The organism is Janthinobacterium sp. 13 (assembly GCF_002749695.1).
GTDB classification, from domain to species: Bacteria; Pseudomonadota; Gammaproteobacteria; order Burkholderiales; family Burkholderiaceae_D; genus Janthinobacterium; species Janthinobacterium kumbetense.
The window spans coordinates 5,211,418-5,237,998 of the sequence record NZ_PEEQ01000001.1 but is presented as its reverse complement, the minus strand read 5'-3'; the positions used below and the strand labels follow the sequence as shown (position 1 = coordinate 5,237,998).

Below are 26,581 nucleotides of genomic sequence, written 5' to 3'. Positions count from 1 at the left end.
TAAAACCTACGGCGCCGCCTCGAGCAGCGCCACGCCATCGCGGCCCTGCCCCTTGGCGGCATACAGGGCCTGGTCGGCCAGGTCCAGCAACTGCGCCGGCGTCAGCGCGCCTTCGCGGAAGATGGCGATGCCGATGCTGGTCGTCACCGGCAGCGGGCCGCTGGCCAGCGCGAAGGGCTGGCGGATGGCGTCGATGATCTTGGCGCCGACCTGGCGCACTTCGGCCGCGCCGTTCACGCCTTCGAGAATGATCACGAATTCATCGCCGGCCAGGCGCGCCACCAGATCGCTGGCGCGCACGCTGCGCACCAGGCGCGCGGCGAATTCCTTCAGCACCTCGTCACCCGCCTTGTGTCCCAGGCTGTCGTTGATGGCCTTGAAACGGTCGATATCGAGATAGGCCAGCGCCATCGGCGCGCGCGCGGCCCGCGTGCGCTGCATGCTTTGCGCCAGCTGCTCGTCGAAGCGGCGCCGGTTGGCGATGCCCGTCAGGGTATCGGTGGCGGCGGCAGACTGCAGCGCCGTGTGCACCGCCTTGGTCTTGGTGATTTCGTGGATCAGGCCATACACGCCTTCCACCGCGCCGCTCTCGCCCACGTCGGGCACGTAGCTGGTCTGGAAGGCCCGCGGGCCGGCCTCCCCTTCGCCGCCGATGGTAAATTCATATTCGACCTCCTCGCCCGCGAAGGCGCGCCGCAGGTAGGCTTCGCGCAATTGATACGCCTCTTCGCCGAGCACGTCGCGGATCGACTGCATCAGGCTTTCCCGCTGCGACCTGCCGAACCATTTTTCAAACGTGGCGTTGATGAACTGGTAGCGGTGCTCGCGGTCGATATACACGATCACCACGGGCACATGGTCCGTCAGCAGTTTCAGGCGCCGTTCGCTGCCGCGCGTCTGCGCCTCGGCGATTTCGCGCTCGGCCACCAGTGAATAAAAGTCGCGGCTCAAGTCGCCGATTTCGTCGCGCCGCTCGATTTGCAGCACATCGATGCCCAGGCGATGACGGCGGATCTCATGCACCTGGTGGCGCAAGCGCGCCAAAGGCTGCAACAGGCGCAGCACCACGCGCCAGCCGGCCAGGCCCGCCAGCGCTGCCAGCAGCACGGCGGCCAGCAGGATCTTGCTGCGGATGGCATGCAGCGGCGCGAACGCGTCGCTCATGGGATAGACAGAAGCCAGTATCCAGTCCGTCGAGGCGATGCGGTGGTAGGCAAACAGGGCATCGACGCCTTGCGAGGTGGTGCCCGTCAGCCAGCCCTCGAAACCCTGCATGGCGCGCCGCGTCGGTACGCTGATGGGGCCATGCGCTTCGATATGCTGCATGATGCGCGACTTGTCGGGATGCTCGACGATCACGCCTGCGCTGGTCATGATGTACAGGTAGCCGCCCGGACCCGGCTTGAGCGCGCCGAGACGGCCCAGGAAATCGGGCTGGCGCAGGTTCACGCTGGCCGCCAGCACATAGCGCACGCCGCCCTGCGCGTCGAACACGGGCTGGGTCACCACGACGATGGGCATGCCGGAAATGCTGCCGTTGAGCGGCGCGGAAATCACCGAGCGCCGCGTCGCCAGCGTCTGTTCGAAGTAAGGACGGCCCTTGACGTTCAACCCCGCCTGCGGCTTGAAGGGACTCACGCTGGCCAGGACAACGCCGTCGATGCCGACCACGCCGGCCGAATAAAACTCCTTGCCCAGCACCGTTTGCGCGGCCAGGAAGCGCTGCAGGCTGGCGCCGTCGTGCGCGCCGCCGGCCGCCAGGCTGTCCGCCATCGCGCGCAGCACATTGCGCTTCGCGTCGAGTTCTTCATCGATGAAGACGGCGGCGCTGGACAGCGATACGTACTGCTGGCGCCCCGTCACGTCGCGCATGCCGCGCTCGGCCACGGCCAGGGTGGCCAGCGCCAGCGAGGCGACCGCGCCCAGCACGAGCAGGAAGACGACCACGCTCATGCGCGCCTTCAGGCTGGCGGGCAAGTGCCGGCGCAGCCATTTGCGCCAGGTCGTCACGGCCGCTGCTGCAAATGCCGGCACAGACGCTCGACCGACTCTTCCAGCGCCAGGGCGCCCGTGTCGAGGGTCAGCGCGGCCGCCAGCGGCGCTTCGTAGGGAGCGGACACGCCCGTGAATTCGGCGATCTGCCCCGCGCGCGCCTTCGCGTACAGGCCCTTGACGTCGCGCGCCTCGCACACGGCCAGCGGGGTGCTGACGTGGACTTCGATGAAATGCGCCGTGCCGATGATGGCGGCGGCCATGGCCCGGTCGGCGCGGCTGGGGGAAATGAAGGCGGCGATGACGGTCAGGCCCGCGCCGTTCATCAGGCACGCCACTTCGGCCACGCGGCGGATGTTTTCATGCCGGTCTTCGGGCGTAAAACCCAGGTCGCGGTTCAAGCCATGGCGCAGCTGGTCGCCGTCGAGCATGGCCACGGCGCGGCCCTGCGCCTTCAGCGCCTGCGCCAGCGACAGGGCGATACTGGTCTTGCCGGCGCCGCTCAAGCCCGTCAGCCAGACCGTCGGGTGTTGTACTGCTGTCATCACACTGCCTCTCTGTTATAGAGCTGGCAATATAACAAAGCCGTGCCGGAAAGGACAGATTTTCAGGCCGCGCTGCGCGCCTCAAGCAGCAACTGTCGTATCTCCGGTACGCAGGAGCCGCAATTGCCGCCCGCCTTGACGCAGGCCGTCACCTGCGCCGTCGTCGTCAGCTTCTGTTCCACGATGGCCGCGCATATGGTGTTGCGCCCCACGCCAAAGCACGAACACACGGTGGGGCCGGCGTCCATGCCCTTGCCGATGGGCTGGCCCAGCAGCACGCCGGCGCGATCAAGCGCATCCATTTGCGCGTGCGCAAACAGGCCCGCCAGCCAGCTGCGCGACGGCAGGTCGGGCCGCGGCGAGACATACACGCATTGCGCGATGCGCCCCTCGTCCAGGTGCACGGCGCGGTACACGCCCGCGCTGGCATCCGCATAATCGAGCCAGTCGGCATGCTCGTCCGTCACGCCCAGCAGCGCGCGCGCCCAGGCGCCGAGATCCTCGATGCGCTGGCGACCGGCCAGTTCGTAGCGCAGGAATTGCTCGCCCTGGATGCGCGTCCAGTGCGCCACGCCATCCAGGTTCAAGGGCGTGCGGCTCAGGACAAACGCATGCCAGTGCACGCGGAATTGCTCGATGCGCACGGGCGTGTGCTTGAATTCCGGTTCGCCCGAGACGGGGTCGACGACCGGGTTGACGACGGCGCCCACGCGCGCGTCGGACGCATTCGCATCGCTCCAGTGGATGGGCACGAAGACCTGGCCGCGCGCGATGCCGCCGCCATGCACGACGCGCGCCACCATCGCGCCCCAGGCGCTGGAAATGCGCGCCAGCTCGCCTTCGCGCACGCTGTACAGCAGCGCATCCTGCGGGTGGAGATCGATGAAGGCTTCGGCGACGTGGCCCGACAGCTTGGCCGCCTTGCCCGTGCGCGTCATCGTATGCCACTGGTCGCGCACCCTGCCCGTGTTCAGGATCAACGGATAGTCCTCGTCGGGCATGTTGCGCGGCGCGCGCGGCGCCGTGGGCACGAAACGCGCGCGCCCGTCCCCATGCGCGAAGCGGCCGTCGCCGAACAGGCGCGCCTGGCCCTGCGGCCACTGCTGCGGCGCCAGCGCGTCGTATTGCGCGGCGCTCAGCGCCGCCAGGTGCGACAGATTGAACAGGCGCGCCAATTCCCCCTCGTTGCGGAAGGCGGACAGGCGCGCGTGTTCATCGAAAATGGCCTGCGGCGACGCGAAATCGAAGCCGGCATAACCCATGCGCCGCGCCACGTCGCACAGCACGTCCCAGTCGGCGCGCGCTTCGCCGGGCGCCGGCAGAAACGCCCGCTGGCGCGAGATGCGGCGCTCGGAATTGGTCACCGTGCCATCCTTTTCGCCCCAGCCCAGGGCTGGCAGCAGCACGTCGGCATGGACATTCGTGTCCGACCCGGCGCTGATGTCCGACACCACCACCAGTTCGCACTTGGCCAGCGCGCGGCGCACCTGGTCCGCGTCCGGCATGCTGACCAGCGGATTGGTGGCGATGATCCACACGGCCTTGACCTTCCCGGATTCAATCGCGTGGAACAGTTCCACGGCCTTCAGGCCAGGCTTGCTGGCCATGCGCGGCGAGTCCCAGAAGGTTTGCACGGCCTCGCGGTGCAGCGGCTTGTCCAGCTCCAGGTGCGCCGCCAGCATGTTGGCCAGGCCGCCCACTTCGCGCCCGCCCATGGCGTTCGGCTGGCCCGTGAGGGAAAACGGCCCCATGCCGGGCTGGCCGATGCGTCCCGTCGCCAGATGGCAGTTGATGATGCTGTTGACCTTGTCCGTGCCGCTCGATGACTGGTTCACGCCCTGGGAAAACGCGGTGACGACCTTGCGCGTGGCGGCAAACGCCTGGTAAAACGCCAGCAAGGCGTGCGGGTCGACCTTGCAGATGGCCGCCACCTGCAAGGGGTCGCCGCAATCCACGTGGGCGGCCGCCAGCGCGTCGTCGAGGCCCGCACTGTGCTGCGTGACGAAAGCGTCGTCGATCGCGCCTTCCCGCGCCAGATAGCACAGCAAGCCGTTGAACAGCCACACGTCGGTGCCCGGTTTGACGGGCAGGTGCAAGTCGGCCAGCTCGCAGGTGGCCGTGCGGCGCGGGTCGATCACCACCAGTTTCATGTGCGGCCGGGTTTCGCGGATGCGGGCGATGCGCTGGAACAGGATCGGGTGGCACCAGGCCGTGTTAGAGCCCACCAGCACCACCATGTCGGCCAGTTCCAGGTCGTCATAGCAGCCCGGCACGATATCCTCGCCGAACGCGCGCTTGTGGCCGGCCACGGCGGACGACATGCACAGGCGCGAATTGGTGTCGATATTCGCGCTGCCCACATAGCCCTTCATGAATTTATTGGCAACATAATAATCCTCCGTCAGCAGCTGGCCCGAGACATACAGGGCCACGGCGTCGGGGCCGTGTTCGGCGATGATGGCGCGCAGGCCGCCGGCCACCTGGTCCAGCGCGGCGTCCCAGGAAGCGCGCCGCAGCACGCCGTCGACGCGCACCTGCGGCTGCAGCAAACGGTTCTCCAGGTCCAGGGTGTCGCCCAGCGCCGAGCCTTTCACGCACAGGCGGCCCAGGTTGGCCGGGTGGGCCGTGTCGCCGGCGATGCGGATGGCGCCGTCGGGCAGGCGTGTTGCTTCCACGCCGCAGCCGACGCCGCAGTACGGGCAAGTGGTTTTCACGGGCGTGCAGCTAGTCATGAAAGTATCCTGTTGGTCGCTGTCAGGCGGCCTGGGCGCACAGCGCCTGGCCAAACAATAAATGGGCGCGCAGCTTGCTGATGTCGCGGCGCTGCTGGATCAGGTCGAAATACCAGGGACCGTCCTGCACGTCGCCATACAGCACGGCGCCGGCCAGGCGGCTGCCCTGCACCACCAGGCGCTTGTAGACGCCGCGGCGCGGATCGCGCAGCACCAGGTCTTCGCTGCCTTCGCCGCCGATGATGTCGCCGGCCGAATACAGGTCGATGCCCGTCACCTTCAACTTGGTGGCACTGGCTTGCTGCACGTAGCGGCGGTGGCCCGCGCCGGCCAGGTGCGCGCCGCACACGCGCGCCTGCTCCCAGATGGGCGCCACCAGGCCGAAGGTGGCGCGCCGGTGCTGCACGCATTCGCCCACGGCGTACACGCGCGGGTCATAGCTTTGCAGGCAATCGTCGACGACGATGGCACGCTCGCAGTGCAGGCCAGCCGCTTGCGCCAGGGCGATGTTGGGCCGCACGCCAGCCGTCATTACCACCAGGTCGGCGGGAATGCTGCTGCCGTCCGCAAACTGCACGCCTTCCACGCGGGTGCTGCCCAGGATGGAGGACGTTTGCGCCTGCATCAGGAAACGCAGGCCGCGCGCTTCCAGCGCCGTTTTCAGCAGCATCGAGGCGGGTGCGTCCAGCTGCTGGTTCATCAGGGCGCCGCTCATGTGCACCACGGTGACGTCCATGCCCTGGCGCTGCAAGCCGTTGGCCGCTTCCAGCCCCAGCAAGCCGCCGCCGATGACCACCGCGTGGCGGTGCGTGCGCGCCGCCTGCAGCATGGTGTCGACGTCGCTGATATCGCGAAAGCCGATCACGCCGGGCAGCGCATGGCCCGGCACGGGCACGATGAAGGGCGTGGAACCCGTGGCCAGCAGCAGGCGGTCATAGGCAACCGTGATGCCGGACAGCGACTGCACGGTGCGCGCCTGGCGGTCGATGCGCACGACGGGGTCGCCCGCGTGCAGGGTGATGCCGTTGTGCGCATACCAGTCGCGCGTATGCAGCATGATATCGTCCACCGACTTTTCGCCGGCCAGCACGGGAGAGAGCAGGATGCGGTTGTAATTGCCGTGCGGTTCGGCGCCGAACACGGTGATGTCGTACAGGTCCGGCGCGAGTTTCAAGAGTTCCTCGACCGTGCGCATGCCGGCCATGCCGTTGCCGACGACGACCAGCGAGGGACGCGCAGTGGCCCTGACTGGCGGATTCACAGGGCCACCCACACCATGTCCGCAAACACGCGCGCCGGCCAGGCGGCGACCGAGTGTTCCGGCGCTTCGATGCACTCGCCGCTGGCCAGGTCGAAATGCTGCTTGTAGATGGGCGAGGCGACGACGACGCGCTCGCCGATACTGCCCACGAGGCCCCGCGACAGCACGGAAGCGCCCGCGTTCGGGTCGATATTGTCGATGGCGTACACGCGCGGCGCGGCATCGCCGACGCGGAACACGGCCACGTGGCGCCCATTGAGCAAGGCGCACACGCCCGTGTCGGGCACGATGTCGGTCAAGGGGCAGATGGCCACCCAGTTGTCGGCGGTGGCGCCGGAAAGTTCATTCATCGCATTCATGGCTCAAGCCTCCACGGCAAGGATGGGGATCACGGTGCCGCGGCGTTCGTCAAGCGTGGCGGGCCGGATCTGGCCCCGCTCTTCGACAAACACCACGTTTTCATCGTTCTTTTCGCTGTTGACGAAATGGCGGAAGCGCTGGCGCACGGCGGGGTCCGTGACGGCCGCTTTCCATTCGCACGCATAGGTGTCGACCACGTGCTGCATGTCCGCCTCCAGTTCGTGGGCGATGCCCAGGCGGTCGGCCACGACGACGGACTTCAGGTAATCGAGGCCCCCTTCCAGGTTGTCGCGCCACACGCTGGTGCGCTGCAGGCGGTCGGCCGTGCGCACGTAAAACATCAGGAAGCGGTCGACGTAGCGCACCAGGGTGGCTTCGTCGAGATCGGACGCCAGCAATTCCGCATGGCGCGGTTTCATGCCGCCATTGCCGCACACGTACAGATTCCAGCCCTTTTCCGTGGCGATCAGGCCGATATCCTTGCCTTGCGCCTCGGCGCATTCGCGCGTGCAGCCGGAAACGCCGAACTTGATCTTGTGCGGCGTGCGCAAGCCCTTGTAGCGGTTTTCCAGCTGGATGGCAAAGCCCACGCTGTCGGCCACGCCGTAGCGGCACCAGGTGGAGCCGACGCACGATTTGACCGTGCGCAAGGATTTGCCGTAGGCGTGACCCGACTCGAAGCCGGCCGCGATCAGCTCTTCCCAGATGGCAGGCAACTGGTCGACGCGCGCGCCGAACAGGTCGACCCGCTGGCCGCCCGTGATTTTCGTGTAGAGACCGTATTTTTTCGCCACCATGCCCACGGCGATCAAGCCGTCGGCCGTCACTTCGCCGCCCGGCATGCGGGGTACGACGGAATACGTGCCATCCTTCTGGATATTGCCAAGGAAATAATCGTTACTGTCCTGCAAGCTGGCGTGTACGGGAGAGAGCACGAAATCGTTCCAGCAAGAGGCGAGGATATTCGCCGCCACGGGCTTGCACACGTCGCACCCCAAACCCTGGCCATGCGCGCCCAGGAGCGCGCCGAAGCTGCGGATCTTGCCCACGCGCACCAGGTGGTGCAATTCCTGGCGCGAGTACGCAAAGTGTTCGCACACGTGGTTGTTGACGGCCAGGCCCTGCTTCTGCATTTCCGCCTTCATGATCTGCGTCACGAGCGGCACGCAGCCGCCGCACGCGGTGCCGGCTTTCGTGCAGGATTTTAGTGCCCCGATGGTCGTGGCGCCATCGGCGACGGCCGCGCACAGCGCGCCTTTCGACACGTCGTTGCACGAGCAGATTTGCGCCGATTCGGGCAAGGCGTCCACGCCCAGGCCAATCTTTTGCTGGCCGTCCGCCTGCGGCAGGATCAGGAATTCGGGCGATGCCGGCAGCTCTATCTTGTTGAGCATCATCTGCAGCAAGGTGCCGTATTCGCTGGCGTCGCCCACCATCACGCCGCCCAGCAGGTACTTGCCGCAATCGGAAACGACGATCTTCTTGTAGATCTGCTTGCGCTCGTCCATGAACTGGTAGGAGCGGCTGCCCGGCGCATTGCCGTGCGGGTCGCCCAGGCTGGCCACGTCCACGCCCATCAATTTGAGCTTGGTGCTCATGTCGGCGCCCTTGAACGACGCTTCGCCCGCTTCTCCTTCCTCCTCCTGCAGCACATGGCGCGCCGCGATGCGCGCCATTTCATAGCCGGGCGCCACCAGGCCGAAGACCAGGCCGCCCCACAGCGCGCATTCGCCGATCGCGTAGATGTCCGGGTCGGAGGTGACGCAGCTGTCGTCGATGGCGATGCCGCCCCGTGGCCCCACCTCCAGGCCGCAGGCGCGCGCCAGCTCGTCGCGGGGGCGGATGCCGGCCGAGAAGACGATCATGTCCGCTTCCAGGTGGCTGCCGTCGGCAAACTGCATGCGGTGCGTGGCCGCTTCGCCGTCAAGGATGGCCAGGGTATTCTTTTGCGTGTGCACGGTCACGCCCAGTTCCTCGATCTTGCGGCGCAGGACGCGCGCGCCGCCTTCATCGACCTGCACGGCCATCAGGCGCGGCGCGAATTCCACCACATGGGTGTCCAGCTTCAGATCGCGCAAGGCCTTCGCGCATTCGAGGCCCAACAGCCCGCCGCCGATCACCACGCCCGTGCGGGACTTGGCGCCCCAGGCCAGCATGGCTTCCAGGTCTTCGATGGTGCGGTAGACGAAGCAGCCGTCGCGCTCCTTGCCCGGCAGCGGCGGCACGAACGGCGTCGAGCCGGTGGCAAACACGAGTTTGTCGTAGATCAAGACTTCGCCCGTGCTGGCCGTGACGGTTTTCGCCGCGCGGTCGATGGACACGGCCCGCGCATTGAGCTTCAGCACGACGTTGCCCTTGTCGAAGAAGCCGGGCGCCACCAAGGAGAGGTCGTCGGCCGATTTGCCGCTGAAAAATTCAGACAGGTGCACCCTGTCGTAGGCGGGGCGCGGCTCTTCGCACAACACGGTGACGTGCAGGTGCGGCGCATTTTCCAGGGCCAGGCGTTCGAGGAATTTATGCCCGACCATGCCATGGCCAAGGACGACGATGTTCAGGGGGTGGTTCATTGCTGTCTCCTCAGGCCGCGGCCATGTTCGGTTCGGCCGCTTCGCGCGTAAAACGCACGGCGATGGCGCACAGGGCCGAGATCACCACCAGCGCGCTGAGGATGATCAAGGTCTGGCGGATGTCGCCCGTGCCCTTCATCAGGAAACCGGCCGCCACGGCGCCCACGTTGCCGCCCGCGCCGATGATGCCGGCCACGCCGCCCAGCGCGCGGCTGTCGATGAAGGGCACCAGCGCATAGGTCGCGCCGCACGCCATGTGGGTGAACAGGCCGAAGACCAGCATGGCGATGACGGCATACGTGACGCTGTCGACCTTGGCAAACCACAGCAAGCCCACGCCTTCGCCGATCATCAGCATGAACAGCAGGGTCACGCGGCTGTTCAAATTGCCGCGCAGGGCCAATTTATCCGACATCCAGCCGCCCAAAGCCCGGGCAAACAGGGCCAGCAAGCCGAAGCTGCCGGCGGCCAGTCCCGCCGATTTCAAGGACAGGCCGAAATGGTCGACGTAGTACACGGCGGCGATATTGTGGATGAAGATTTCGATGCCGAAGCAGGCGCCGTAGGTGACGAACAGCAGCCACACGCGATAATTGCTGCTGGCGGCCTTGAAGCTGTCCCAGCCACCGGCCGGAGCATGTCCGGCCTTTCCACCCTCGATAGCCGCGCCGGCGGCGCGCAAGTCCGCGTAATTGCCTTCCGGGCAATCCTGCGTATAGCGCCAGTAGAGGGCAGCCATCACCAGCATCAGCACGCCCGGCACCAGCAGCGCGATGCGCCAGCCCATCGATTCGGACACGCCCAGCATCAGCACGGCGCCCAGCAGCAAGGGCATCAATGCCTGCGCCGCGCCGCCGCCCGCATTGCCCCAGCCGGCGGCGGCCGCATTCGCCGTGCCCACCACGCGGGGCGCAAACATCACGGAGGTGTGATATTGCGTAATGACAAAGCTGGCGCCGACGGCGCCGATGCCCAGGCGGAAGAACAGGAAGCTTTCATAGCTTTGCGACGCGGCCACGCCCAGCACGGGTATGGCGCCCAGCAGCAGCAAGCCCGTGTAGGTCTTGCGCGGGCCGTAGCGGTCGCACAAGGGCCCCACGATCAGGCGCACGAGGATGGTGATGGCGACGGCCGCGATATTGATATTTGCCACTTGCGCCAAGGAAAGGCCGAACTCGCCCTTGATGACAGGCATCAGGGGTGCGCAGGCGAACCAGGCGAAGAAACACACGAAAAATGCCATCCACGTCAGGTGGAATGCGCGCATGGGCGGCGTGGCAAGGGAGAAGAGCGCGATGCGCGTTGCTTTTTGGCTGGCCATGATGGTTCCCGAAGTATCCCGTTGATAAAACAAAACGGCGCCCGCCCCCGCCGATCAAAAAAATCAGCCTGGGCGGACGCCGTTGTCCATGTGGTCCGTCGTTGGACCGTTGTGCGTTTATTCAGGGGATCGCCGTTGATCCGTATCTCTTGTGTAGCAAGCGCCGTGCCAGCTTTTTCAGGGGTACGCGGCACCATTTGCACTGGCTTTGCGCCAGATCATGGCCAATCACGGTGCAAGCACGCCACTTGCTGGTGCATGCGGGAACCGGCACGTAGCAACTCTTGTCTAACTTACCATCTGAAGCAGTTGCGGGAGGCCACGATGCTCAAGACACTGCGCCGCTGGCGGCCACCCTGGTCGCCCTGGCCGCCGTGGCTCGCTTGCGTGTGTGCCGGCGTGTTGCTCATAACGTGGAGCAACAGCGCCGCCGCGCAAGAGCCGAAGGAACACAGCGAACTCGACGCCACTGTCGTCGCGCCCTTCCGCGCCGCGCCCGGGGCACGGACAACGCAGGCGCGCACCTTTCTGGTCCGCCTCGCCTATCCCGACGCGGGGCGCGCGCATGCGGTGCGCTGGACCTTGACCTTGTCCGGCCCGGGGCCGCAAGGCGCCGTGCTGCGGCACTGGTCGGGCACGGAACAGGTAGGGGCCGGCGGCCAGAGCGTCACCTTGCCCTGGGATGGCCGCGCCGACGCCGATGCGCGCGCACGGCGCGTGCCGGTCCCGGACGGTTTATATGAACTGCGCCTGCTGGCCGTGGCCGATGCCGGCACGCCGCAGGAAGCGCAGGTGGAACAGCAATGGCACATCCAGGTGCAGCGGGGCGCAAACACGGCGCCCAGGGTGCCCGCCTTCCAGGCGGGCTTGCAGCAGCTGCCCAGCCTGGATGGCCAGCTTGCGTACCGCATCGTCTACGCCAACCTGCACAGCCAGACGCGCCACAGCGACGGCGGCGCGGCGCTCGATGCCTGTCATGGCGCGCAGGAACCGCAAACGGCGCCCTTCGGTCCCATCGATGCCTACAAATATGCGCAGCAACATGGACTCGACGCCCTGTTGACATCCGAGCACAACCATATGTATGACGGTTCCGATGGCACCAACGCCGCTGCCATCCCGGCCGAAGCGACAGCCTTGTACCAGACGGGGCTGGCCGAAGCGGCCGCGTATACCGCCGCCCATCCCGGCTTCCTGGCCCTGTATGGCATGGAATGGGGCGTCATCAACAAGGGCGGCCACCTGAACATCTTCAATAGCGACCAGTTGCTGGGCTGGGAAAGGAATGCCCTGGGCGAGCTGCTGGCCGACGTGGAAACGCCGAAAAGCGATTACGCTGGCCTGTACGCGCTGATGCGCGAACGGGGCTGGATCGGGCAATTCAACCACCCCGCCTATGCGGGCCAGTTTCTCGTCGATGGCCAGCCGCTGGGCTACACGCCGGATGGCGACGCGGCCATGGTATTGTGCGAAGTCATGAACACGTCCGCTTTTTCCACCAACGACGAGGAAACGGAGACGCGGCGCAGCAATTACGAGGCGGCCTGCAACCGGGCCCTGGCGGCCGGCTACCACGTGGCCTTCAGCAGCAACCAGGACAACCACTGCGCCAACTGGGGCGCGGCTTACGGCAACCGCACGGCCGTACTGGTGGCCAGCCCGGCCGCCGGCACGCCCGTGTCACGCGACGGCTTCCTCGAAGCGCTGCGCGCGCGCCGCGTGTTTGCCACCATGGACAAGCACGCGCAACTGCTGTTCACGGCCAACGGCAAGCTGATGGGCGAGCGCTTCGACAACCACGGTCCCTTGCACCTGGCCATCAGCTTCAGCAACAGCGCGGGGCGGCAGGCGGCCGCCATCGCCATTTTCCACGGCATGCCGGGAAGCAATGGCTCCGTCACACAGGTATCGGAGCAGGCCGAGCTCACCCTCACGCCCGCGCCCGGCCCCCATTTCTATTACGCGCGGCTGACGCAGGACGACGGCAATATCGTCTGGTCGGCGCCCGTGTGGGTCAATCAGTTGCCGTGACGGTGACAGCGGGGGCGGAATGCCGGGCCATCAGTTCGGCGACCCAGTCGATGAAGACGCGCAGTTTCTTGCTGACATGGCGGTTCGGCGGATAGGCGAGATGGAGCGGCATGGCGTCGACCGTCCATGCGGGGAACAGCGGCAGCAGCTCGCCCCTGGCCACGTGCGGCCGCGCCATATAATCGGGCAGCCACAGCACGCCCAGCCCCGCCACCCCGGCCGCCAGGTAGGCGTTGCCGTCGTCGATCGACAGCACGTACTGGCCGTGGATCTTCACGCTCTTGCCCTCGCGATGCATCACGTACGGAAAGCCGTTGCCGCTGCGTCCCCAGCGAAAGCGCACGATGCGGTGCGCGCTGTCCTGCAAGTCCAGCGGATGCAAGGGCGTGCCCACCCGTTGCAGGTAGGCAGGCGCCGCATACACGCCCAGCGGCAAGTCGGCCAGCTTGCGCGCCATCAGCGACTGGTCGGTGATGTCACCGCCACGTATCACGCAATCGACATTGTCGCCGATCACGTCGACCATGCGGTCGCTGGCGCCCATGTCGAGCACAATATCGGGATACCGCGCATGAAACCCGGGCAGCGCCGGCACCAGCAGCAAAGCGGCGAGCGGACTGGGCACGTCCACGCGCAACTGGCCACGCGGCAAGGCAGCGGCATGCGGCAAGCTCGTTTCGATTTCTTCCAGGGTGTCGAGCACCTGCACGATGCGCTCGTAGTAGGCGGCGCCATCGGCCGTCACATTGACTTTGCGCGTGGTGCGGTTCAGCAACTTCAGGCGCAGCCGCGCCTCGAGCTGCTGCACCAGCTGCGTCACCGTCGTGCGGCTCATATGCAAGGTCGCGGCCGCCCGCGTAAAACTGCCCGTCTCGACCACCCGCACGAATGCCCGCATCGTATCCAACTTGTCCATCCACACCTCCGCCACCCTATTGTTTGGATTATACAAACAGTGCAGGCGATTCTGGCCGCTTTATCAGCAGGCTGGCAGCAGATAAAGTGTTCTCCAGGCAGCAACTTCGCTGCATCGACAAAGGAAAACTGATGAAACGCGACGTCGTATTCCTTCCGGGCCGCCAAGCCCTGTATGAGCAGAACCGCTATTCGCCCGCCGTGCGCGCCAACGGCCTGCTGTTCGTGTCGGGACAGGTCGGCAGCCGCGAAGACGGTTCGCCCGAACCCGGGCTCGAAGCCCAGGTCCGGCGCGCCTTCGACAACCTGAATGCCATCTTGCAAGCGGCCGGCTGCTCGTTCGACGACGTGCAGGACGTGACCATCTTTATCGTCGACCCGCAGGCCAACTTCCAGCGCATCTGGGATATCGTGCAAGCCGGTTACTGGGGCGAAGCTCCCCACCCCACCGTCACGGCCGTTGGCGTGACGTGGCTGTATGGTTTCCAGTTCGAGATCAAGGTGGTGGCCAGGCTGCCTGGCCACCACACAGCCCCTGGAAGCGTGCAGGAAAAATAGCGGCAGGTTTCCCCTCGCACGATTGCCCGCCGCAAGGTGCGCTGGCGCTGATCTATGGCAACATGACAGCGCCGTTTGGACAGCATTTTGACAGCAAGGCGGCGCAAGCAACCCATGCCAGGAAACAGAATGAAGCCAAAAGCGCTGATCATCGCCAATATTGAAGCGTTCTTGCTGGAGCCGCTGACCGCAGCGGGCTTCAAGTTCTCGCCAGGCCAGCTGACCTTCAAGCGCGCGCGGAACGAATTCGTCCAGACCATCCATTTCCAGGCCAACCGCCATAATGAAGAGCATGTCTGCGTGGCATTCTGGAGCCACTATCAGGTTTCGTCCAGATCCTACGCCTCGTGGCACAAGGCGCGTTACGGTCATGAACCTGCCAATCACATCGTTGGCGCCGTGGCGGACTGGAATATTCCGAACTGGCAATGCGCGAGCGTGGACGGCGAAGCGCATCACCAGCTCGTCGATCCGGCCCGGAGTGCGACAGTCATGCACTGCCTGCGGCACAATCTGCACACATTGGCCCTGCCCTGGCTTGAGCGCCTTTCCAATTGGGAAAATGCCGCCCTGAGCCTGGTCGAAGCGCAAGACGCGCATGCCAGGGCCTGCGATTTTTATCTGATGGCGGGCCTGCAGGAAAAAGCCCTGTGGGCACTGAACGAGGGCCTTGCCTATTGGAAGAAAAATCCCGGCGCCTCTTTTCCCGAAGAAAAAGAAGCAATCGCTTTACGGATGGAGAAATACTTCAATGCCTAAACACGCTACGCCATGACCGAGATTACTTGTCCCTACGACGGCGACTGCGGGCGCCGCTTCGACAGCAGCGCCATGGATGCCCCGGATGCTGCGTTTTTAAACACGGCCATCGGCAAGAAAATGACGTTCATGTTCCTGCACTGCCCCGCATGTGCAAGGATGTTCCAGTTCAATCCGGTCGCCTGGATAGCCCAGGCTTGCGAGACGGCTGCGCCCAGGGCCGCCAAAGTCGCGAAGAAAAACGGCAAGCAGCTGGAAAAATTGCTGGCCAGGGAACAAGTGACCGTGCCCCGGGCCTATCTCGCGCACCTCCGCAGCGCAAAGTCACTACCCGGCGTGGCGATTTTCAAGGACGAAGAGCCCTTCACCTTGTACAGCCTGGACGCGCTGTGCCAGGACGTCGATGTGGATGGAACCAGCTACCTGGCAGTCAGGCAGCTGGCCGGCTTTGCGCAGGCCCTGGCGCAAGCGGCGGGAACGGGGTCGAAGCAGGCAGCACCGTTCAGCCTTGCCGAACTGGCGGCTTGCCTGTCCATCGGCGAGGAAAACACGCGCATCCTGTTCATCGACAGCCGCGACAACGATGCACTGTGGATCTATCACTGCGACGGCGGCGATGTCGAACCGACGCGGCTCACCTTGACCTCGCTGATCGGGCCTGGCATATGCTGAAAGGCGCGACACGCCGCAGATTCTGCGGCCTGCTTCCATTCCAGCAAACAATATTGGAAAAGCATGCTATTTTTTAAGTAGTCGCCCATAGACACTGGTTCCTCACAGCAATCCATGGCACCATGGCTGCGCCGTTTTGCCTGCAACGCGGCCTCCATCGGACCAACCAGGAACCCTACATGTCGTCATATCGCATTCTCGCCGGCAGCATGCTGCTCGGCCTGGCCGCAGCGGGCATTGCCCATGCACAAGCCCCCGCGCCCGCCGCCGCCAACACCGATCCCCACCTGTGGCTGGAAGACGTCCTCGGCGACAAGCCGCTGGCCTGGGTCAAGCAGCACAATGCCGTCACCACCAAGGAACTGGAAGCCCAGCCCGGCTTTTCCGCCCTGCAGGCGCGCCTGAAAACCATCCTCAATTCCAAGGAACGCATTCCCTACGTCAGCAAGGAAGGCGAGTATTACTACAACTTCTGGCGCGATGCCCAGCACGTGCGCGGCATCTGGCGCCGCACCACGCTGGCGCAGTACCAGCAGGCCGAACCCGCGTGGGAAACCGTGATCGACCTCGACCAGCTGGCCGCCGGCGAGAGTGAAAACTGGGTCTGGGGCGGCGCTTCCTGCCTGTATCCGAAGGGCGAACGCTGCCTCATTTCCCTGTCGCGCGGCGGCGGCGACGCCAAGGTGGTGCGCGAATACGACGTGGCCAAGCGCGCCTTCGTCGACGGCGGCTTCACCCTGCCCGAAGCGAAGGGCAGCGCCAGCTGGATCGACCAGGACACCCTGTTCGTCTCCACGGATTTCGGCCCCGGCTCGATGACCAGCTCCGGCTACCCGCGCATCATCAAGCAGTGGCAGCGCGGCACGCCGCTGGCGCAGGCGCAAACGCTGTATGAAGCCAAAGCCGACGACCTGAGCGCGGGCGCCTACAAGGATTTCACGCCCGGCCACGAACACCAGTTCATCGAGCGGCAAATCGATTTCTACAGCGGCGAAATGTTCCTGCGCGACGGCGCCGAGTTGAAGAAAGTGCCGAAACCGGACGACGCGACGGCCTTCACCGTGCGCGACCAGCTGGTCATCACCCTGCGCTCGGACTGGAAAGTCAATGGCAAGACCTATGCGCAAGGCTCATTGCTGGCGACCGACTTCAAGTCCTTCATGCAGGGCAAGCAGGTGCTGGAAGTGCTGTACGCGCCCACGGCCACGTCATCGCTGGACAATGTCACGGCGACGAAATCGGCCATCCTCGTCACTACCCTGGACAAGGTCAAGAACCGCCTGACGGAACTGCGCCACGTGAACGGCAAGTGGCAGCGCCGCGCCGTCGATGCGCCGAAGCTGGGCACCCTGGCCGTCAGCGCGCTCGATCCCGTCGACTCGGACCAGTACTTCCTGACGGTGACCGACTTCCTCAACCCGACCACGCTGTACCTGGCCACGGCGCAAAGCGACAAGCGGACAAAGATCAAGTCGCTGCCCGCCTACTACGACGCGGCGCCGTACAAGGTGGAGCAGTTCGAATCGACGTCGAAGGATGGCACGAAGGTGCCGTATTTCGCCATCATGGGCAAGAAGACGAAGTTCGACGGCAGCAACCCCACCGTGCTGTATGGCTACGGCGGCTTCGAAGTGTCGCTGAAACCGAGCTACAGCGGCACCACGGGCGTCGCGTGGCTGGAAAAAGGCGGCGTGTACGTGCTGGCGAATATCCGCGGCGGCGGCGAATTCGGCCCCCGCTGGCACCAGGCGGCGCTGAAGGAAAACCGCCAGCGCGCGTATGACGATTTCATCTCGGTGGCGCAGGATTTGATCCAGCGCAAGATCACCAGTCCGCGCCACCTGGGCATCATGGGCGGCAGCAATGGCGGCCTGCTGACGGGCGCCGTGCTGGTGCAGCGTCCCGACCTGTTCAACGCCGTCGTCAGCCAGGTGCCGCTGCTCGACATGCGCCGCTATAACAAGATGCTGGCGGGCGCCTCGTGGATGGGAGAGTACGGCGATCCGGACGTGCCGGAACAATGGGCGTACATCAGCAAGTACTCGCCGTACCAGAACGTCTTCAAGGACAAGAAATATCCGCGCGTGCTGTTTACCACCTCGACGCGCGACGACCGGGTCCATCCCGGCCATGCGCGCAAGATGGTGGCGAAGATGGAAGAGCAAGGCCACGACGTGCTGTACTGGGAAAACACGGAAGGCGGCCATGCGGGCGCCGCCAATAACGACCAGCAGGCGCTGATGTGGGCGCTGACCTACACCTTCCTGCTGGAGCAGCTGAAGTAAGGAAGTCGAAGTAAACCCGGCCTGACGGCCCCCGCAAGACAGAACGCCTGCACCGGATCTTCCGGCGCAGGCGTTTTTCATGGGCCTACTTCGCCTGCGCGCTGGGGCGTTCGGCGATGCGGTCGCGGTAGGCCTGCAGGTGCTGCAAGCCTTCCGCGCCGGGGCGGTACTTCATCAGGCCGCGCGCAAACTCCAGCGCGCAGAAGGCCGTGATGTCGGCAATGGTGAAGCGCTCGCCGGCGATGTACGGCTGCTGCGCCAGCACCTGGTCCAGCCATTGCGCCGTCTCGCGCAGCTTGCCCGCCTGCGCCGTGGCGAAATCGGGAAACTGCGGGTTTTCCAGCGCCACCAGGGCCGGATGGCCGTGGCGCACCCAGTTGGCGGCGGCGCTGAACAAATGCAGTTCCACGCGGCGGTCGGCCATTTCGATGAACGCGCGCTCCTCGAAACCTTCGCCCATCAGGTTCGGCTGCGGCTGCAAGCCTTCCAGGTAAGTGCAGATGGCGCGCGTCTCGGTCAGCACGCGCCCGTCCGCCAATTCCAGCACGGGCACGCGGCCCAGCGGGTTTTTCGCCAGGAAGGCGGGATCGCGGTGCTGGCCCGCCATCAGGTCGAGCGCCACTTCCTCGATGCCGGTGATGCCTTTTTCGGCGATGAACATGGTGACGCGGCGTGGATTCGGCGTGCGGGGGCTGATATACAGTTTCATGTGCAAGTCTCGTCTCGTTAGGGTGGTTGACAATCAGGTGCGGCACCGGCCTGTGGCAAGGCGGTCAGGCGCCCATCATACCAGCGCACCGTGATGGTGCGGCGCTCCTGGCGCGTTGACTTTGCCCCCGTTTCCACTTAGATTGCTGTACGGGAACGCTGGCTTCCAGTTCCAGCGATGTCCCCCAACCGCCATCAACGCTCGCAGCCTACCCGGCCGGCGGGCGTTTTACCCATGAACGAAGGGCATACCATGCATCGCACACCGACTCCGCGTTTCCGCCGCAGCCAACTGGCCGCCGCCGTCCTGGCCCTGGCCGCCGTCACGGCCTTTAGCGCTGGCCACGCCGCACCCGCCGCCAAGTACGCCTCGGCCAGCCACTCCCCTGGCACCACCACGCAGCTGCCGCGCGGGGTCACGCCCTTGCACTACATCCTGTCGATCACGCCGGACGCCGCCGCCTCCACCTTCAAGGGCGCAGCCGCCATCAAGGTGGCCGTCGACACGCCGACGGCCAGCATCACTTTCAATGCCCTGAACCTGGCGTTTGCCGCCGCCGCCATCGAAGGCGCGGGCGGCAGCAAGCAGGTGACGCGCAAGATCGACATCGACGCGGACAAGCAGACGGCCACCGTGCATTTCGCCGAGCCGCTGGCCAAGGGCGAGTACCTGTTGCGCATCGACTACACCGGCAAGATCGGCACGCAGGCCACGGGACTGTTCTCGCTCGACTACGACACGCCGCAAGGACGCCAGCGCGCGCTGTACACGCAGTTCGAGAATTCGGACGCGCGCAGCATGCTGCCGTCGTGGGATGAACCGGACTACAAGGCTACCTTCGCGCTGGACGTGGTCGTCCCGAGCAGCCAGATGGCCGTCGGTAACATGCCGATCGCCAGCAGCGAAGAACTGGGCAATGGCATGAAGCACGTGTATTTCGCCACCACGCCGCGCATGTCGACGTATTTGCTGTTCTTCGGCCTGGGCGACTTCGAGCGGGCGACAAAGATGGCCGACGGCACGGAATTGGGTGTCATCACGAAGAAGGGCGCGCTGGCGCAAAGCCGCTTCGCGCTCGACGAGTCGGCCGCCCTGCTGCGCGAATACAACGATTATTTCGGCGTGCGCTACCCGCTGCCCAAGCTCGACAACATCGCCGCGCCGGGCCGCAGCCAGTTCTTCGGCGCCATGGAAAACTGGGGTGCCGTGTTCACCTTCGAATATGGCTTGCTGCTCGACCCGGCCATCTCGACCCAGTCGGACAAGGAAAACATCTACACCACCCTGTCGCATGAAATGGCGCACCAGTGGTTCGGCGACCTGGTCACCATGCGCTGGTGGGACGACCTGTGGCTCAACGAAGGCTTTGCCTCGTGGATGGAAAGCCGCACCACGGAGCGTTTGCACCCGGAATGGAACACGACCCTGTCCAAGGTGGGCGGGCGCGAATCGGCCATGAGCCAGGATGCGCTGCGCACCACGCATCCGGTGGTGCAGCGCATCGCCACCGTGGAACAGGCCAGCCAGGCCTTCGACGGCATCACCTATCAAAAGGGCAAGGCCGTGATCAGCATGCTCGAAGCGTACGTGGGCGCCGACACGTGGCGCACGGCCGTGCGCAGCTACATGCGCAAGCATGCGTATGGCAATACGGTATCCGACGACCTGTGGCGCGAAGTCGACGCGGCCGCGGGCAAGCCTGTCAGCGCCATCGCCCATGATTTCACCCTGCAGCCGGGCGTGCCCATGATCACCGTGGGCGACGCCGTGTGCAGGAAGGGCAATACGCGCGTGACCCTGACGCAGACGGAATTTTCCAAGGACCAGCCGGACAAGAAACCGCTGTCGTGGAAAGTGCCCGTCATCGCGTCGACGGTCGGCAACGGCAAGCTGGCCCGCGTGCTGGTCAAGAATGGCAAGGCCACCCTGAACGTGCCCGGTTGCGGCGCCCTGCTGGTGAACGCGGGCCAGAGCGGCTACTACCGCACCCTGTACGCGCCGGCCGGCACGCACGCGCTGGCGGGCAGCTTCGCGCGCCTGGCGCCGATCGACCAGCTGGGCTTGCTGGCGGACAGCCAGTCGCTGGGCATGGCGGGCTTGCAAGACCCGGCCGCTTTCCTGGAACTGGTGAAGGCCACGCCCCTGTCGGCCGACCCGCAAGTGCTGGGCCGCGTGGCCGGCTCGCTGAACGGCCTGTATGAACAGTATGCGGGCGACACGGCGCGCCAGCAGGCTTTCGCCCGCTTTGCCATGGCGCGCCTGGCGCCGATGATGGAGCAGACGGGCTGGGAAGCGCGCGCGGGCGAAGCATCGAGCGTGGCGACCCTGCGCGGCCGCCTGATTGCCATCCTCGGCGACATGGGCGAGCCGGGCGTGATCGCGGAAGCGCGCCGCCGCTACGCGGCCAGCGAACAGGATCCGTCCGCCATGCCCGCGCCGCTGCGCCGCACCATCCTGGGCGTGGTGGCCCAGCATGCGGACGCCGCCACCTGGGAACAGCTGCACGCCAGGGCGCAGCAGGAAAAGACGCCGCTGGTCAAGAACCAGCTGTACGACTTGCTGGCCTCGACCGACGACGCGGCCCTGGCGCAGCGCGCGCTGGCGCTGGCGCTGACGGATGAACCTGGCGTGACCAACAGCCCGGCCATGATTTCGCGCGTGTCGCGCAGGCATCCGGAACTGGCGTTCGACTTCGCGCTGGCCCACCTGGAGCAAGTCAATGCGCGCATCGACGCCAGTTCGCGCAGCCGCTACTTCCCCCGCCTGGCCGCCGGCTCGGCGCAGCCGGAAATGATCGCCAAGCTGGAAGCGTATGCGCAGGCCAACCTGCCGGCCAGCGCACGCGGCGACGCCGACAGTTCCGTGGCCGGCATCAAGTACCGCATCAAGGTGCGTACCGAGCGCCTGCCGGCTGTCGATGCATGGCTGGCCAAGCAAACGGGTTAAGCGCCCGCGCCCGGCGCCGCAGTATGGCGGCGCCGGGCATTTTCCGGCCCTGCACGAAAATCCGGGCAAAAAAAACCGGCTTCGCAAGTCGCGGCAGCCGGTTGAAACGCTGTTTCAGAGCGCAGGGATAAAACGGAAAACACATGGAAAAGTGGAAATCGTGCCGGTCATTGAGGTGTCCGGCAACCTTGCGCCCGGGGTTTCCGTGCGCCATGTATCCACTATGCCAGCCCTTCACTAAGTCAGGCTTAGGACTTCATTAAAGCCCCTTCATTTTCCCGCTTTCACCCTGCATGCCTTGCCATCGCAGCAATTTCACGCTGCGCCGGCCTGTCTGGTGCCGATGGTTGAGCTCACCGGCTAAGCTGTTGAGTCATGCCTGCATCCTATCGCTCCCGGAACGTAGTGATTTGCGCACCGCATGCTGTGTGCCAACAAAAGCATCATAACAGCGGCATATGACCGCCTTATGACGTAGCGCTAAGGTGCGCCGCCCTCCTTTGCAGAACTCTTGATACCCGTCAACTCGATCTCCACGCGGCGGTTCGGCTGCAGACAGGCGATCAGGGCCGCGCCCGGCGCCACCTTCTCGCAAGCGGCGACGGGTTCCGCCTTGCCCTTGCCATACGCGCTGATGACATTGGCGATGCCCTGTTCGCGCAGCAACTGTTTCACCGTCAAGGCGCGCCGCTCGGACAAGGCCTGGTTATAGCTGTCCGAGCCCAGGCGGTCCGTGTGCCCCGTCACGGACAGCGTATCGATCTGCACATAGCCCTGCTTCAGGCGCGCCGCCAGGTCGCGGATCTTCTCGATGCCCTGCGGCAGCACGTCGGCCGCGCCCGCCTTGTCGAAGCGGAACAGGGCGTCCATGTCCAGGGTGATGCGTTCATGCTCGATGCGCGGCGGCAAGATGTCCGGCGGCGTTACCCGCTTCGGCTGGTCGGCAGGACAGGATGCCGCGGCGGACTGGGCGGCCGCCTGCGCATCCTCGGCCAGTTGCACGTACGGGTTCGCGTGGCGCCAGCCCTGCTGCTTGTATTCATTGCCCGCATGCGCCAGCTCCACTTCGCCGCACGCCACCTTTTGCGCCGCGCAGGCAAAGCCCGGCGAGGCGCGCAACTTGCCGAAGCCGGCCCACAGGTCGTCGCGCAAGCGCGTGGCGTCGTTCACCAGCGGCGTGGCGTCGCCGGGATTGGGCGTGCTGCCGTCTTCCAGCGCGGCAACAATCTTCGCCGATTCCTGCAGCGCCTGCAGGGGAAAGGCCGAGCGGTCGTTGCGCGTGTATTCGTGGAACGATACGTCGAGCCAGCATTGCGCCTTGGACAGGTAATAGTCGCCCACGCGCACGCCGCCGTCGTTGAGCTTCTTGATGCGCTCCTGCAGCAGCCGGTACGCCTGCTGGTCGGCAGAGACGGCCTGGTCGCTGATGCGCAGCTGGGGCATGGCCAGCGGCGCCGCCGGCAGGGTCGGCGTGGCCGCCTGGGCCAGGCCCATGGCCAGCAGGCCGGCCAGCGGCAGCAGTTTCATCGTCGTGGTCATCATCGGTGTCATCGTCGGTATCAGTGAGGAAGTCATGGTAGCTTTCATGGCCGGGCCAGGGTACGGTTGATGGTGGCGTCTTTGCCTTTGAACAAGTTTTCATCGAACTTGAAGCGCAGGCGCAAATAGGGGCCGCGGGCCGTGTAGTCGGCGCCCGTCAGGTCGCGGTCGGAAAAGCCCGACCAGTTGTGGCCGGCCGACAGCCACAGGTTTTGCGCCAGCAGATAGCCAACCTCGACGCCGTTGGCCCACTGGCGGCTGCCCCCTTGCGGGCTGCCCATCACGGCCGCCAGCACGCCGATGTCCCAGTGCTTGCTGATGTCGTACACGGTGCGCCCGGAAAACAGCCACGCCGTGTATTTCTCTTGCCCGGCGGGCAGGTTCCTGTCGTTATTGTGCTTGGCGGCAACCCTGCCCGTGAACCACCAGGGACGGCTGGGGTGGTAATCGAGGTGCGTGGAAACGATATGCGCGCGGTAATTGTCGCCATCGATCTGCGACTGGTCGCGCACCGTCTTGTACTCATAGCGGGCCAGGCCGTTGAAACGGTTGTCGTCGACGGGACGCCACGCAAAGCCCAGTTGCGCCCGGTCCTGCAGCACATTGCCCACGGGCGCGCCGCTGGCGTCGTCGTTGTTGCGCGTGTACAGCAGGTAGTTGCGTGCAAGCAAAGTCCAGTCGCGGCTCAGCTTGCGCGCCCAGGCGATGGTATTGAGCCATTGATCCTGGCGCTGGTTGCCCGGCGCGATGTCGCTGTCGAACAGGCGCCGGTACTCGAGCTTGACGGAACCGCGCCACAGGGGATTGACGGCATAGTCGAAGCCTGCCGCCACGGCCACGGATTGCTGTTGCTGGCCGTTCATGACTTTCAGGTATTCCACATTCGTGTTCGCCGCCAGCCCTTCGCCCAGGTTCCACGTGTTGCGCAAGCCGGACGCCAGCTGCAAGTCGCGCTGGTTGCTGAGGCTGTAATCCATGGCGTCGCGCATGCGGTACTCGCCGAACACGGTGCCGCCCGGCATGTAGCCCGTATCCGCGCCGGCGACAAAGCTGGTGCTGCGGTCGGCCGGATTGAGCGAATACGCGGACGCCAGCCCCGTCTGGTTTTCATAGCGCGCATACAGCCGGCTGCGTTCGGCCAGCTGGTATTGCGCGCCCAGGCCGTAGCGGTGCTGGTCCGCGTCGGCGATACTTTTTTCCACGTCGCCATTCAGGGTCCAGCGGTCCGTCGCCTTGTATTGCGCGCCCAGGCGCACGGTGGTGGCGTCCAGCGGCACCGTCGCGCCCGCGCCCACGCCGGGATTGATCGGCGCAAACGTGGTGATGCTGCCGCCCGTGACGGGGTCGATGGCCGTGTTCGCCGTGCCGTTGCCGAAGAAGCCGCCCGTGGGATTCAAGCCCGTGCCCAGCGGCGACGTGTTCGGCGCGATGCCGGCCGTCGACGGCATGCCGCCGCTCTCCTTCATGTGCTGCACGGACACATCGAGCAGCCAGCGCTCGCTGGCATTCCACGCCACGCCCAGGCGCTGCGCATCGCGGCGCGCATCCGTGCTGCGCTCGTCGCTACGGATGGCCTCGCCATACACGGTAACGGAGGGACTGAGCTTGTAGCCCGCTTTCAGCCCCGCCTCGCCCCGCCCGCCCGTGATGCCGGCCGCCGTGTTATTGAAATCCTGGTCGGAACGGCTCCAGAAGGCTTTCGCTTCCAGCTTCTCATCCTTGTGCTGCAACTCGACCCGCGCCGCATTGCCGCTGACTTCATCGCGCAACTCGCCCGCCTGGCCCGACGGCGTCGTGTAGATGCTGCCGCCCGCGCTGTAGCTGGTGGACGTGGTGCGCGCCACCTCGACCACCAGCAGGCTGTGCTCGCCGAGGCGCACACCCGCGTTGACACTATGCAATTTGTACGGCGACAAGGGATTCCTGTCTTCCACGGCCGAGCCGCCGAGCGAGACCATCTTGCCCAGCTGCACTTGCCCATCCACGCCCACGGTCCAGAATTTCTCGCCGCCCTGGTCCACCTCATAGCTGATGCGTATCGATTGCGGGTCGCCATTCGGTGTCAGCGCGGGGATCGCCTGCTTGAACAGGATGCGCCCGCTGAACGGCTCGAAGCTGTAATCCTCGAAGCGGCGCAACTGCGTCGCCTGCACGATATTGCCGTTCTGGTTCTTGTCGCGCACGACGATCTCGATCTTTTCCGAGTTTTCGATGGCGTTGTTGTTGCGCACGGCGAACGGCCCCGACGTGCCGTTCGCCCGGTATTCCTCGACCACCTGCTTCAGGCTATCGTTGATGGCGAAGGCATTCGCGACGATGCCATCCTGTTCGTAATGGCCGCGGCCGCCCGTGGCCGTGCGGTTGTACTGGCCCAGTTTTCTCTGCTGCAAGTTCGCCACGGCGCCGCCGCCCGTCATCTGGCTGAAGCCGTCTCCCGTGGCAAAGTCGCCGTACAGCACATAGCTTTTTTGCCGGTCGATGCGCACATATAAACGGTCGCTGGAGCGGGCGTCGAAATTGCGCACGGAACTGTCGCCGTACACGGGATAAAACTCTTCCGGATTGACATCGCGCAAGAGGCGCGCGCGCGTATCCTTGTCCGAATCGTAGGCGGCCGTCAGCAAGGCGTCGCCTCGGATGGTTCCTTTCAAAAACATCGCCGCCCGGCCCGCCACGTTGGCCTTGCCATTGTTGAACGCCCGGCTCCAGCGCTGGATGTCGCGCTCGAAACCGTCATTGAAGCGCGACGGCGAAATGTCGCTGCTCGACAGGCTGCGCTTGCTGATGATGCCGTCGATCAAGCCCACGGCCAGCATGTCGCGCAGTTCCGGCAAGAAACTGATCGTGCCCTGCGCCGCCACGGCACCGGCCGACACGCGCAGCAGCACGTCCTGCGGCGTGGCGGGGGCAAGCAGGCTGAACGTCGCCACGCCGTTTTCCACCGCCAGCTGTGTGCCGGGCGTGACCTTGTCGGCGTCGCGCCGCTCCGGGCCCAGTTCATCGGTGCGGGCGCCGGGCAGCAGGATGCGCCCGCCGCTGGCTTCGATGGTCAGCAAAGCCTTGCCCGCCAGGGGCTGGCCCTGCTCGTCAAACAGGCTCACCGTCACCTTGACGGGACTCTGGCCATCGGCCGGCACGCCGTTCACGTCCGTCTCGACGGCGATGCGCGCCACGCCCCGGTTGATGGCGTAATCGGTGGCGCCCACCTTGCCGGCAAGGAAGGATGGCGCCGCCACGGTGGAGCTTGCCGCACGGTCCGGCAAGGGCAGTTGCGCCAGGCTGGCCGCCGGCAAGGCCAGCAGGGCCAGCGCGGCCGCCATGCGCCGGGGCGCGGGGAGAGTTCTCTTCATGGCTTGTTTCTCTTTAGCAGCATTGGCGAGCGGCAAGTA

General features: G+C 65.6%; 17 protein-coding genes. 6 read left to right on the top strand and 11 right to left on the bottom strand.

Annotation, left to right across the window (positions count from 1 at the left end):
- Window positions 1-6: 6 nt before the first annotated feature.
- The 7 genes from CLU94_RS23035 to CLU94_RS23005 all read right to left on the bottom strand — a co-directional run bounded on the left by CLU94_RS23035 (window position 7) and on the right by CLU94_RS23005 (window position 10,778).
- The gene (locus tag CLU94_RS23035; protein ID WP_143451514.1) at window positions 7-2,010 is read right to left on the bottom strand and encodes a diguanylate cyclase domain-containing protein; all 2,004 of its coding nucleotides are present in this window, start codon (window positions 2,008-2,010) and stop codon (window positions 7-9) included.
- A complete protein-coding gene (gene cysC / locus CLU94_RS23030; RefSeq protein ID WP_099667324.1) occupies window positions 2,007-2,537 on the bottom strand; it encodes an adenylyl-sulfate kinase in 531 nt (176 codons plus the stop codon). Before cysC ends, CLU94_RS23035 begins: the two co-directional genes overlap by 4 nt.
- Before the next feature lie 62 nt (window positions 2,538-2,599).
- Complete coding sequence (locus tag CLU94_RS23025) at window positions 2,600-5,269, bottom strand: nitrate reductase (RefSeq protein ID WP_099667323.1); 2,670 nt, start codon at window positions 5,267-5,269, stop codon at window positions 2,600-2,602.
- Between the two features lie 22 nt (window positions 5,270-5,291).
- Window positions 5,292-6,530: an NAD(P)/FAD-dependent oxidoreductase gene (locus CLU94_RS23020; protein ID WP_218965314.1), complete on the bottom strand. Its 1,239-nt coding sequence runs from the start codon at window positions 6,528-6,530 to the stop codon at window positions 5,292-5,294.
- A complete protein-coding gene (gene nirD / locus CLU94_RS23015) occupies window positions 6,527-6,880 on the bottom strand; it encodes a nitrite reductase small subunit NirD (RefSeq protein ID WP_099667321.1) in 354 nt (117 codons plus the stop codon). The genes CLU94_RS23020 and nirD overlap by 4 nt, the downstream gene beginning before the upstream one ends.
- A 12-nt stretch (window positions 6,881-6,892) precedes the next feature.
- Window positions 6,893-9,457 carry a nitrite reductase large subunit NirB gene (gene nirB / locus CLU94_RS23010; protein WP_099667320.1) on the bottom strand — a complete coding sequence of 855 codons (2,565 nt, stop codon included), beginning with the start codon at window positions 9,455-9,457 and terminating at the stop codon, window positions 6,893-6,895.
- 10 nt (window positions 9,458-9,467) lie between these two features.
- Window positions 9,468-10,778: an MFS transporter gene (locus CLU94_RS23005; RefSeq protein WP_099667319.1), complete on the bottom strand. Its 1,311-nt coding sequence runs from the start codon at window positions 10,776-10,778 to the stop codon at window positions 9,468-9,470.
- Between the two features lie 324 nt (window positions 10,779-11,102).
- On the opposite strand from CLU94_RS23005, the gene CLU94_RS23000 reads away from it, so the two are divergent.
- Window positions 11,103-12,809 (top strand): CehA/McbA family metallohydrolase, encoded by a 1,707-nt coding sequence (locus CLU94_RS23000; protein ID WP_099667318.1) that lies wholly within the window; start codon window positions 11,103-11,105, stop codon window positions 12,807-12,809.
- Here the strand turns inward: CLU94_RS23000 and CLU94_RS22995 are convergent.
- Window positions 12,793-13,725 carry a LysR family transcriptional regulator gene (locus CLU94_RS22995; RefSeq protein ID WP_099667317.1) on the bottom strand — a complete coding sequence of 311 codons (933 nt, stop codon included), beginning with the start codon at window positions 13,723-13,725 and terminating at the stop codon, window positions 12,793-12,795. The genes CLU94_RS23000 and CLU94_RS22995 overlap by 17 nt on opposite strands.
- Before the next feature lie 128 nt (window positions 13,726-13,853).
- Between CLU94_RS22995 and CLU94_RS22990 the strand changes: the two genes are divergently transcribed.
- From CLU94_RS22990 to CLU94_RS22975, 4 genes are all read left to right on the top strand, one after another.
- Window positions 13,854-14,282 carry a RidA family protein gene (locus CLU94_RS22990; RefSeq protein ID WP_099668449.1) on the top strand — a complete coding sequence of 143 codons (429 nt, stop codon included), beginning with the start codon at window positions 13,854-13,856 and terminating at the stop codon, window positions 14,280-14,282.
- 129 nt (window positions 14,283-14,411) lie between these two features.
- The gene (locus CLU94_RS22985; protein ID WP_099667316.1) at window positions 14,412-15,041 is read left to right on the top strand and encodes a DUF4304 domain-containing protein; all 630 of its coding nucleotides are present in this window, start codon (window positions 14,412-14,414) and stop codon (window positions 15,039-15,041) included.
- A gap of 12 nt (window positions 15,042-15,053) precedes the next feature.
- Window positions 15,054-15,713 (top strand): hypothetical protein, encoded by a 660-nt coding sequence (locus CLU94_RS22980; protein WP_099667315.1) that lies wholly within the window; start codon window positions 15,054-15,056, stop codon window positions 15,711-15,713.
- 179 nt (window positions 15,714-15,892) lie between these two features.
- Window positions 15,893-17,998, top strand: coding sequence for a prolyl oligopeptidase family serine peptidase (locus CLU94_RS22975; protein WP_099667314.1), 2,106 nt, complete (start codon window positions 15,893-15,895; stop codon window positions 17,996-17,998).
- Between the two features lie 85 nt (window positions 17,999-18,083).
- Here CLU94_RS22975 and CLU94_RS22970 read toward each other — a convergent pair whose 3' ends face one another.
- Complete coding sequence (locus CLU94_RS22970) at window positions 18,084-18,707, bottom strand: glutathione S-transferase family protein (protein ID WP_099667313.1); 624 nt, start codon at window positions 18,705-18,707, stop codon at window positions 18,084-18,086.
- Window positions 18,708-18,959: 252 nt separating this feature from the next.
- Between CLU94_RS22970 and CLU94_RS22965 the strand changes: the two genes are divergently transcribed.
- Window positions 18,960-21,653 carry a M1 family metallopeptidase gene (locus CLU94_RS22965; RefSeq protein WP_099667312.1) on the top strand — a complete coding sequence of 898 codons (2,694 nt, stop codon included), beginning with the start codon at window positions 18,960-18,962 and terminating at the stop codon, window positions 21,651-21,653.
- A 480-nt stretch (window positions 21,654-22,133) separates the two neighbouring features.
- On the opposite strand, the gene CLU94_RS22960 is transcribed toward CLU94_RS22965, so the two are convergent.
- Together CLU94_RS22960 and CLU94_RS22955 are read right to left on the bottom strand one after the other, a co-directional pair.
- Window positions 22,134-23,228 (bottom strand): OmpA family protein, encoded by a 1,095-nt coding sequence (locus tag CLU94_RS22960; protein WP_143451511.1) that lies wholly within the window; start codon window positions 23,226-23,228, stop codon window positions 22,134-22,136.
- A gap of 8 nt (window positions 23,229-23,236) precedes the next feature.
- The gene (locus CLU94_RS22955) at window positions 23,237-26,542 is read right to left on the bottom strand and encodes a hypothetical protein (protein WP_143451510.1); all 3,306 of its coding nucleotides are present in this window, start codon (window positions 26,540-26,542) and stop codon (window positions 23,237-23,239) included.
- Between the last annotated feature and the right edge of the window lie 39 nt (window positions 26,543-26,581).

What these genes read in the sequence shown, in the direction of transcription:
- CLU94_RS22965 (WP_099667312.1), top strand. Translation starts at nt 18,960, where the DNA reads ATGCATCGCACACCGACTCCGCGTTTCCGCCGCAGCCAACTGGCCGCC.
- CLU94_RS22995 (WP_099667317.1), bottom strand. Translation starts at nt 13,725, where the DNA reads ATGGACAAGTTGGATACGATGCGGGCATTCGTGCGGGTGGTCGAGACG.
- CLU94_RS23025 (WP_099667323.1), bottom strand. Translation starts at nt 5,269, where the DNA reads ATGACTAGCTGCACGCCCGTGAAAACCACTTGCCCGTACTGCGGCGTC.
- CLU94_RS22970 (WP_099667313.1), bottom strand. Translation starts at nt 18,707, where the DNA reads ATGAAACTGTATATCAGCCCCCGCACGCCGAATCCACGCCGCGTCACC.
- CLU94_RS23000 (WP_099667318.1), top strand. Translation starts at nt 11,103, where the DNA reads ATGCTCAAGACACTGCGCCGCTGGCGGCCACCCTGGTCGCCCTGGCCG.
- nirD (WP_099667321.1), bottom strand. Translation starts at nt 6,880, where the DNA reads ATGAATGAACTTTCCGGCGCCACCGCCGACAACTGGGTGGCCATCTGC.
- CLU94_RS22955 (WP_143451510.1), bottom strand. Translation starts at nt 26,542, where the DNA reads ATGAAGAGAACTCTCCCCGCGCCCCGGCGCATGGCGGCCGCGCTGGCC.
- CLU94_RS22985 (WP_099667316.1), top strand. Translation starts at nt 14,412, where the DNA reads ATGAAGCCAAAAGCGCTGATCATCGCCAATATTGAAGCGTTCTTGCTG.
- CLU94_RS22980 (WP_099667315.1), top strand. Translation starts at nt 15,054, where the DNA reads ATGACCGAGATTACTTGTCCCTACGACGGCGACTGCGGGCGCCGCTTC.
- CLU94_RS23005 (WP_099667319.1), bottom strand. Translation starts at nt 10,778, where the DNA reads ATGGCCAGCCAAAAAGCAACGCGCATCGCGCTCTTCTCCCTTGCCACG.
- cysC (WP_099667324.1), bottom strand. Translation starts at nt 2,537, where the DNA reads ATGACAGCAGTACAACACCCGACGGTCTGGCTGACGGGCTTGAGCGGC.
- CLU94_RS22960 (WP_143451511.1), bottom strand. Translation starts at nt 23,228, where the DNA reads ATGACTTCCTCACTGATACCGACGATGACACCGATGATGACCACGACG.
- CLU94_RS22975 (WP_099667314.1), top strand. Translation starts at nt 15,893, where the DNA reads ATGTCGTCATATCGCATTCTCGCCGGCAGCATGCTGCTCGGCCTGGCC.
- nirB (WP_099667320.1), bottom strand. Translation starts at nt 9,457, where the DNA reads ATGAACCACCCCCTGAACATCGTCGTCCTTGGCCATGGCATGGTCGGG.